This window comes from Pedobacter fastidiosus (assembly GCF_014306625.1).
In the GTDB taxonomy this organism is placed as follows: Bacteria; Bacteroidota; Bacteroidia; order Sphingobacteriales; family Sphingobacteriaceae; genus Pedobacter; species Pedobacter fastidiosus.
Map to the genome: position 1 here is coordinate 249,373 of NZ_JACRYL010000008.1, position 8,835 is coordinate 258,207.

Below are 8,835 nucleotides of genomic sequence, written 5' to 3' on the forward strand. Positions count from 1 at the left end.
TAAATTTAAAATCAGGATAAAATGAAAGGATTCAAAAGCAGCATAGAGAGCGAAACCCTCGAAAATAAAAATTTTAGGAAAGTAATCTACACAGGCAGGCACCTTCAGGTTGTGCTCATGAACCTGGCCCCGGGGACGGATATCGGCGAAGAGGTTCACCTGTCAAATGACCAGTTCTTCCGATTTGAGGGTGGCCATGGAAAATGCTTTATAGATGGCAACGAATATTATATAAAAGCTGGGGATGCCATTGTGGTACCCGCGGGAGCTAAGCACAATATCATCAACACTGACGCAGAAATTGATCTAAGCTTGTACACCATTTATGGCCCGCCTAATCACAAGGACGCGATTATCAGGGCAACAAAAAAAGAGGCAGAAGAAATAGGCGAGGGATTTGACGGCATGACCACAGAATAAAATTTAGGGTTAGGATCCTGATCCCATCCCTCCTTCTAGATAAGGATCAGAAGCTAAATTCCCTCGTTTGGGAATCACAGACATCAATACAAAAACAAAAGCTTAAAGCGAATATCCAATGATTACGAAAATAAAAAACATAACAACATTTACCGCTGAGGATCTTTTTGGAATCCTGAAAACGGATTTTGCAGATTACCTGAATGAAAAACTGGATGCCGCAGTCACGGTCGATTTTGCGCATGTCTATGACATAATCGATGTTTCCTTTCCGGAAATCATTGACGGGGTAGCTTTTTTCATTACAGTTTCCGAAGATGAGATCACAGTTTCCGGAAACAATAACACTCCGGCAAACAATAGTGATGTACTTGAAAAGCAGCTTACCGATTTCCTCAAGCTCAGTCTCAACTGATAATTCCCACCACCTAAGGAAAACATTTACCACGGGCCAGCCTTTTGGGCTTCGCCTGTTCAAAATATAAAAAATGATAAAAAAAGCAAAAATAGGGATATGGATGGATCATTCCGTAGCCAATCTCATAGACTATCCGGGTAATCCTATCTTAACCAGAACAATTGAATGCGCATTTACCCACATCGCTAAAGAAGAAGCACTTAAACGGGGTGAGCTTACCATGCATACGAAGGAAGAGGGCGAACAGGCCGATTACTACAAAGTATTGGCAAATATTATCAGGAAATATGACGAAGTGCTATTGTTCGGCCCAACTGAAGCCAAGACTGAATTATACAATACCTTCAAGGATAATTATCTTTTTTCAAAAATTAGGGTAGAGATCAAACCTACAGATAAAATGAGCGAAAATCAGCAACATGCTTTTGTAGCTGAATATTTTGTTGAATAAATGAACTGAGGTTCAAAAACACCAGAGGCTCATCGGCATCATTTGATATTTTCGACAGAAGCTTTCAAACCTGCAAATAGGAAAATCACCAGCTTGCACCAAAAATATAAGGGGAGCCAAAACTCCCCTTATATTTTAATCCGTCATTAAATAATCATACTGAACGGAAATTTCATTATCTACATACCAAACGCCCGGTGCATTCCATGCAATGCGCTGAGCCTCGTCTTTTTGGAACAGTGAACTTACCTCGCCGCTCAGGGTTACGCGGTTTCCCGAAACATTAACATGGATATCCTGATCATTGATAGACCAGTTACGCGCTATCGCTCTTTCGATATCGCCTTTTTCTACAGCATCTTTAACCTCTGAAGCGATTTTAATGCTGTTGATCACGCCCTTAACACCTAAAAGATTTTTGATAGCTGTTTTCGCAGCGTCTTTTTGATAATTCCAACTTAGTTCGCCCTCAAGCGTTACCCAGCCTTTTTCCACTTTTACCTCTACTTTGTCGTTTGGTACCTGCCAGCTCCATTTCAGTGCATTTAATACCTCCCGTGCAATATCACCATCCTCTTTTGCACCCCAGTCGCCGAATTTAACTTCAATATTCTCCACGACAGCAGCTACACCACTAACTTTTTTGGCTGCATCCTCTGCTTCTGTTTTTTTAACATAACTATCTACGGTTCCGGTCAGGGTCACTACACCGTCCTTAACTGTTACGCCTATTTCTGCTGCATTCAAAAGTGGTTCCCATTTAATGGCCTCTTGAACGTCTTTCTGTAAACTTTCGTTGCTTTTCATCTTTGATGATTTTAGAGTGAATTATTTCACGCTTCAAAGGTTGCCCAATTGGCACTTCAGGATGTTATACGTTTTAATGAAATCTTTGTACAATTCACATATGGACATCAGTCAGATAAAAGTATTATTAGAAATAGAAATCAGAGCTTCATCAAAAGTGTGAATTCTACAATATTCAATTGCTTTTGTGCAACTTCTTAAGTCCCTGTAATAGTCATCTTTACCTTAAGAATGCACCGAAGACTTAGATAATTAATAAATGGAAACTAGACAACGAATTACAACCCTGTTTCTGGATATTGGTGGCGTACTGTTGAGCGATGGCTGGGATAGAAATGCACGCAAGAGCGCTGCGCAGAAATTCGACATTGACCATCAGGAAATGGAAGAGAGGCACCGGATCAACTTCGAGACCTATGAACTTGGCAAGATTTCCCTGGACAACTATCTGAAGAGTGTTGTGTTCTATGAAAAAAGGAATTTCAATATAGATGATTTCAGAAAGGTAATGTACTCAGCATCGAAACCCTTTCCTGAAATGCTGACCCTCTTCAAGACCCTAAAAGAAAAATATAGCTTAAAAATTGCAGCAGTCAGTAACGAAGGTCGCGAGCTCAATGAATACCGCATACGCAAATTCAGCCTGGACGATATTGTCGATTCCTTTATTTCCTCTTCTTTCGTACATCTGCGCAAACCGGATATGGATATTTTCCAAATGGCGATGGATATTGTTCAAGGCACGGCTTCAGAAATCCTGTATATAGAAAACCAGCCTATCTTCATCCAAAATGCAGAGCAGATCGGCATCAGGAGCATTTTGCATCATAATTATAGGGACACGCTAGTTGAGCTCATTGGATTCGGGCTGGAACCCTTTTCTTCCGACTGCGGCTTGCTTACCGAAGAAGTTACATTAATCACATAAAAGGCCTGGCAAGAATATGCTGCGCTGTAAAACACATAAATAAAATGGAAGAATTATTATTAGATACTGTCCTTAAGCAGATCCCATCCGAACTTTTAAACAAGATGGATGCCTACTGGAGGGCTGCCAACTACCTCTCAGTCGGGCAGATTTATCTCTACGACAACCCGATGCTCAGAAAAAAACTTTTATTATCGCATGTAAAACCTATTGTTGTCGGCCATTGGGGAACTACTCCCGGTCAGAATTTTATATATGTTCACCTTAACAGGGTAATTAAAAAGTTCGATCTGAATATGTTTTATATTTCAGGGCCGGGGCACGGAGGCCCAGCGCTGGTTGCCAACACTTATCTGGAGGGTAGTTACAGCGAAGTTTATCCGAACATCAGCCAGGATGAGGAAGGGATGAAAAAACTATTTACCCAGTTTTCCTTTCCGGGGGGAATTTCCAGTCATGTGGCACCGAGCACACCGGGTTCTATCCACGAAGGTGGCGAACTGGGTTATTCACTCAGCCATGCCTTTGGAGCTGTATTCGATAATCCTGATCTTATTGTAGCCTGTGTTGTGGGTGATGGAGAGGCTGAAACCGGCCCTCTGGCCACAGCATGGCATTCGAACAAATTTCTAAACCCAATTACTGACGGAGCGGTATTGCCAATACTTCACCTGAACGGGTATAAGATCAGCAATCCTACCCTGCTCGCCCGAATATCACATGAGGAACTTGAGCAATTTTTTAAGGGATGCGGATGGACACCCTATTTTGTTGAAGGAGATGATCCTGAGAAAATGCACATACAAATGGCACTTGCTACAGAAAAAGCAATAATAGAGATACAGCAGTTTCAGCAAAATGCCAGAACAAAATCTGATAACACCAGGCCACGCTGGCCTATGATCGTGCTACGTTCACCAAAAGGCTGGACAGGTCCAAAAGTTGTAGACGGGCTGCAGAATGAGGGCACCTTTCGCTCGCATCAGGTTCCGATTTTAGTAGATGAAAAACATCCGCAGAATGTGGCGTTATTAGAAAATTGGATGCAAAGCTACAGACCGGAAGAACTTTTTAATGAAGCAGGAAAGTTAATCCCGGAACTGGCAGATCTTGCTCCTGAAGGCAACAGCCGCATGGGTTCCAATCCCCACACCAATGGCGGCTTATTGCTCGAAGACCTCAGCATGCCTGATTTCCGAAACTTCGCAGTCGATGTACCATCACCCGGATCAGTTCAGGGACAGGATACAATGGTATTGGCAAAATTCCTGAGCGAAGTCATCAGGCTTAATACAACCAATTTTCGAGTTTTTGGTCCGGATGAAACATTATCCAATCTTTTGGGAGCAGTTTTTCAGGTCAGCAACCGTCAATGGGATGCAGAAACGCAGGAGAATGATGAGTTCCTTTCACCCTCCGGGCGAATACTGGATGCCCAACTCAGCGAACACCAGTGCGAGGGTTGGCTGGAAGGTTACCTGCTTACGGGTAGACATGGAGTTTTTAATAGTTATGAAGCTTTTATCCGCATTGTAGATTCCATGTTTAGCCAGCATGCCAAATGGCTGAAAGTTACCAGAGAACTTCCATGGAGACGAAATATTGCATCGCTGAATTATCTTTTAGCTTCTCATGTTTGGCAACAAGACCATAATGGATTTACCCACCAGGATCCGGGTTTTTTGGATCATGTGATTAGTAAAAAAGCAGATGTTGTTAGGGTTTACTTACCACCTGATGCAAACTGCCTGCTTTCCGTATTCGATCATTGTCTTCGCACCAAACATTATGTAAATGTTGTTGTGGCCGGAAAACATGCATTGCCCCAATGGCTGAACATGCAGGAGGCAGAAATACATTGCACCGAGGGCATCGGCATATGGCAATGGGCAAGCAATGATCAAGGCTCAGAACCCGATGTAATTATGGCGAGTTGCGGAGATACGGTTACTTTGGAACTCCTGGCCGCAGTTTCTATATTGAGGGAACATCTCCCGGAGCTTAAAATCAGGGTTGTTAATGTAGTCGACCTGATGAAAATGCAGTCGAGTTCCGAGCATCCGCATGGCTTGAGTGAAGTGGATTACGATTCCATATTTACCAGAGATAAACACATCATATTTAACTTTCACGGCTACCCTTGGTTGGTGCACCGCATCAGCTACCGCAGGGCCAACCGCAATCTGCATGTACGGGGATACAAGGAAGAAGGAACCATTACAACGCCTTTTGACCTCAGGGTTCAGAACGAAATTGATCGCTTCCACCTGGTTATCGATGTGATTGACCGTGTACCCGATTTGGGAAGTAAGGGAGCTTATTTAAAACAGCAGTTAAAAGATAAGCTCATTGAACATAAACACTATGTAAATCGATATGGAAAAGACATGCCCGAAATACTGGAATGGAAATGGAACATTAAGTCATGAATGTAAAAAAACTTTCAGAAACCACTGTGGCACTGCTTGCTGACCATAAGGGGCTTTTTGCCATGGATGAGAGCATTTCCACCTGCAATAAACGTTTTGCAGACGCAGGCATTCCTCAAACGGAAGAAAACCGAAGGATCTACAGGGAACTGATCATCAAGACCAGTGGCCTTAATGAAAGCATCAGTGGAGTCATTTTATATCATGAAACCATCCGTCAAAGAGACGAAAAGGGAATTCCTTTTATCACGATCATTGAAGATGCAGGAATCATTCCGGGAATTAAGGTTGATATCGGCATGGAGGATTTGGCCGGATTTCCAGGAGAAATGATAACTGAAGGACTAGATGGATTGAGGTATCGGTTGAAAGAATACGCCAGAATGGGTGCCAGATTTGCCAAATGGAGAGCGGCAATGTCTATTGGTCAGGAGATTCCTTCAAGAAACTGTATCATTTCAAACGCAAATGCACTCGCCAGGTATGCAGCACTCTGCCAGGAATGCGGCCTGGTTCCCATTGTAGAACCCGAAGTGATGATGCCCGGCAGTCATTCTTCCAAAACATGTTACAAGGTTACCAGAGAGGTCCTAACTACGGTATTCGATCAACTTTATCTACATAATATAGCCCTTGAGGCTATGATTCTGAAACCAAATATGATCCTGCCAGGGGAGAATTCGGGAGAAAAGAGTACGATTAAAAAAATAGCGGAGGATACCGTAAAATGTTTAATGGATTGTGTTCCAGCCTCGGTTCCTGGCATTACATTTCTATCGGGTGGACAAGATCCTCAAGAGGCTTCCGCAAGATTAAACGCTATGAATCAAATCTCAGAATCAAAATTACCCTGGAAACTTACATTTTCTTTTGGAAGGGCACTCCAACAGACAGCCCTCGCCATCTGGGAGGGAGATGACTCGAATAAAGTCAGTGCACAACAGGATATCTATCATCGTGCAAAATGCAACAGGGCAGCAAACATGGGGCTTTATAATGATGAGATGGAGAGAAGAGATTAAAAAGCATTTAAATTCTATAGTGTAAGATAAATAATGAATAGAAGAAAATTTTTAGCGGGCACTGCAGCAACTGTAGTTATTGCCGGGACCTCAGTCTATCTGCTAAGTGATAAGCATAACTTTGAAAGATCGGATTCCGCTCTTGAGCAAAACAAAAAAACTGGCCTGAAAGCTGATGAGATAAAGATTTTATCCCTTGCTTCCCTCGCTCCAAGCGGTCACAATACACAGCCGTGGTTTATTAAATGCGTTGCTCCATACCAATGGATCATCTGCAATGATAAAAGAAGGTGGCTGCCAGCTGTTGATCCTACCCAACGGGAAACAATCTTATCAATAGGCACTTTCCTGCAGAACCTGGAGTATGCCGCAGATAGCTTGGGATATAGGACCCATTTTAAACTTATGGCATCAACCAACCAACAGGAGGAGGTGATGGAGGTAAAACTCTTTGAATCGGACAATCGCTTTAGCTTTGATGTAGAATGTATAAAACAGCGTAGAACAGTGCGATCGAATTTGCTATCAGATCCATTAAAGATAGAAGACTTGAGGTATTTAATTAGCGAGGATAAGGATTTAATCCATTTTATCCCGGGTTTATCAAGACAATATGAATACATCAATGAACAGACGATTGAAGCGAATAAAATCCAGTCTTACCGGAATACTGCCCAAAGGGAACTTGCGAACTGGATCCGCTTTTCCTCGGCAGAGGCAAAAAAAAAGCTTGATGGGCTGACTACCGGAAGCATGGAAATTGAAGGCGTTCCTGGCTGGGTGGTGAGGAATTTTTACGATCAGAAAAATGTGATGTCAAAAAGTTTTAGGGATAAAGGTATAGCTCAGGTAGAAAAGCAGGTCGCCTCATCTGCAGGCTGGTTTTTGATTACAAGCAAAGTGGATTCAGTTGGAGCGTTAATTGAAACTGGAAAGATGATGCAACGACTTTTTTTAAAAGTAAGAGATAAGAATATAGGCATTCATCCGATGACACAGATACTCGAAGAGCCGTCCATAAAGCAAAGCCTGAACACTTCTGTAGGAATAAAGGATCAAATACAGTTCATTCTCCGGACGGGTTATGTAAAAAACTATCCTGATCCGGTTTCATTAAGGCGACCATTAGATATGTTTGTCAGGAGCTAAAAGTTGACTCGACGTAAGAATTAGCTGCCGATTTTAATATCAATTATCAAATTTCTATAGTGAAAGAGCAGTATATAACTTTATAAGAGTTAGAACATGGTCTTGATTTTATTTATTAAACTGTTTCAAAATTGTCTAGCAACCTCCCACTAAATTTTGAAATGATGTGAAAATTTAGCAAACTCCTGCAATTCAGACAAGAAAAAATTCGAAATTTTCCAGTAAGAGCTATGTAAAGGATTATCCTGACCTGGCTTCATGAAGACGCAGGTAGATTTTTGATACGGTACTAATTATTACTTCAACCTTTATGAACCCTCAAAAAAATGAAAACAACAAGAGGACAAAATTACTTGATAATGTTATTGGGCTTTCTCGGTTTAGGAGCACTTTTCGGTGGTGGTGCATTGATCATTTCACCGAGTGGCGATTTATTAGGAATGCCATTATTTCTTCTTGAAAGCTCGCCCTTCACGGACTTTTTAATACCCGGATTGATTTTGTTCATACTCCTTGGGATCATGCCTTGCATGTTAATATTTGCTCTGATCAGAAAACCGGCATCTGCATTTGCCGAAAAACTGAACTGCTATCATGATATGCTCTGGCCCTGGACTTTTAGTGTTTATATATCATTTATACTGATAACTTGGATACAGCTTGAAATGGTATTTTTACAAGCTGTAAGCTGGCTGCATACCTTTTACATGTTGCTTGCCATCGCTATACTATTTGTTGCCTTATTGCCAACAGTCAGAGTACAGTATAGAAAACCAGTTTAACAAAATCAAAAAAGCCCATGCTTATTTCAATGGAATTACTCTCTTCGCTCTAACTGGAGTCCTTATTGGCAGGGTTAGCTTATCTATACGGTTTAATGAAATCGTACACTATTTTTTTAATAGCTAAGCGAATATCATCTAAAAGGTTCAGCTATGCTCAACTAGCGGGCTGACCTGCACAGAGGTATTTCAGACTTGTATTAAGAACCGGGCACCCTATATACCATCTACGTCAGCCTTTAATTTCTTTAAGCAAGGTGGGGTCAATGCTATGTCGCTTATCCACTCAAGAAAAATTATTATCAAAGAACTTAAAAATATCGAAAATCAAATTTTAAAATAATGACTCCCTTTTGGATAAACCGCTTCAAATTGACCCCTCTTCGCCAATCTAAAAAGTTCCCCTTAGCCGAGTTAATTTGATAAGGT

Annotated in this window: 9 protein-coding genes; 8 read left to right on the forward strand and 1 reads right to left on the reverse strand. The window is 41.6% G+C overall.

The window, feature by feature from the left end:
- Window positions 1-21 precede the first annotated feature (21 nt).
- The 3 genes from H7U22_RS11125 (at window position 22) to H7U22_RS11135 (ending at window position 1,289) form a co-directional block, all read left to right on the forward strand.
- Window positions 22-420, forward strand: coding sequence for a cupin domain-containing protein (locus H7U22_RS11125; RefSeq protein WP_187071431.1), 399 nt, complete (start codon window positions 22-24; stop codon window positions 418-420).
- 118 nt (window positions 421-538) lie between these two features.
- Complete coding sequence (locus tag H7U22_RS11130; RefSeq protein WP_187071432.1) at window positions 539-835, forward strand: hypothetical protein; 297 nt, start codon at window positions 539-541, stop codon at window positions 833-835.
- 73 nt (window positions 836-908) lie between these two features.
- Window positions 909-1,289 (forward strand): hypothetical protein, encoded by a 381-nt coding sequence (locus tag H7U22_RS11135; protein WP_187071433.1) that lies wholly within the window; start codon window positions 909-911, stop codon window positions 1,287-1,289.
- Between the two features lie 135 nt (window positions 1,290-1,424).
- Here the strand turns inward: H7U22_RS11135 and H7U22_RS11140 are convergent, their stop codons facing one another.
- Entirely contained in the window at window positions 1,425-2,096 is a 672-nt protein-coding gene (locus tag H7U22_RS11140) for a BON domain-containing protein (RefSeq protein WP_187071434.1), read from the reverse strand.
- Between the two features lie 259 nt (window positions 2,097-2,355).
- On the opposite strand from H7U22_RS11140, the gene H7U22_RS11145 reads away from it, so the two are divergent.
- The 5 genes from H7U22_RS11145 to H7U22_RS11165 all read left to right on the forward strand — a co-directional run bounded on the left by H7U22_RS11145 (window position 2,356) and on the right by H7U22_RS11165 (window position 8,406).
- Entirely contained in the window at window positions 2,356-3,024 is a 669-nt protein-coding gene (locus H7U22_RS11145) for an HAD family hydrolase (RefSeq protein WP_187071435.1), read from the forward strand.
- A gap of 44 nt (window positions 3,025-3,068) precedes the next feature.
- Complete coding sequence (locus H7U22_RS11150; RefSeq protein WP_187071436.1) at window positions 3,069-5,453, forward strand: phosphoketolase family protein; 2,385 nt, start codon at window positions 3,069-3,071, stop codon at window positions 5,451-5,453.
- Window positions 5,450-6,475 carry a class I fructose-bisphosphate aldolase gene (locus H7U22_RS11155; RefSeq protein WP_187071437.1) on the forward strand — a complete coding sequence of 342 codons (1,026 nt, stop codon included), beginning with the start codon at window positions 5,450-5,452 and terminating at the stop codon, window positions 6,473-6,475. Before H7U22_RS11150 ends, H7U22_RS11155 begins: the two co-directional genes overlap by 4 nt.
- Window positions 6,476-6,508: 33 nt before the next feature.
- Window positions 6,509-7,624, forward strand: a complete 1,116-nt coding sequence (locus H7U22_RS11160; protein ID WP_187071438.1) for an Acg family FMN-binding oxidoreductase — start codon at window positions 6,509-6,511, stop codon at window positions 7,622-7,624.
- Window positions 7,625-7,950: 326 nt separating this feature from the next.
- Complete coding sequence (locus H7U22_RS11165; protein ID WP_187071439.1) at window positions 7,951-8,406, forward strand: hypothetical protein; 456 nt, start codon at window positions 7,951-7,953, stop codon at window positions 8,404-8,406.
- The last annotated feature ends 429 nt before the right edge of the window (window positions 8,407-8,835 follow it).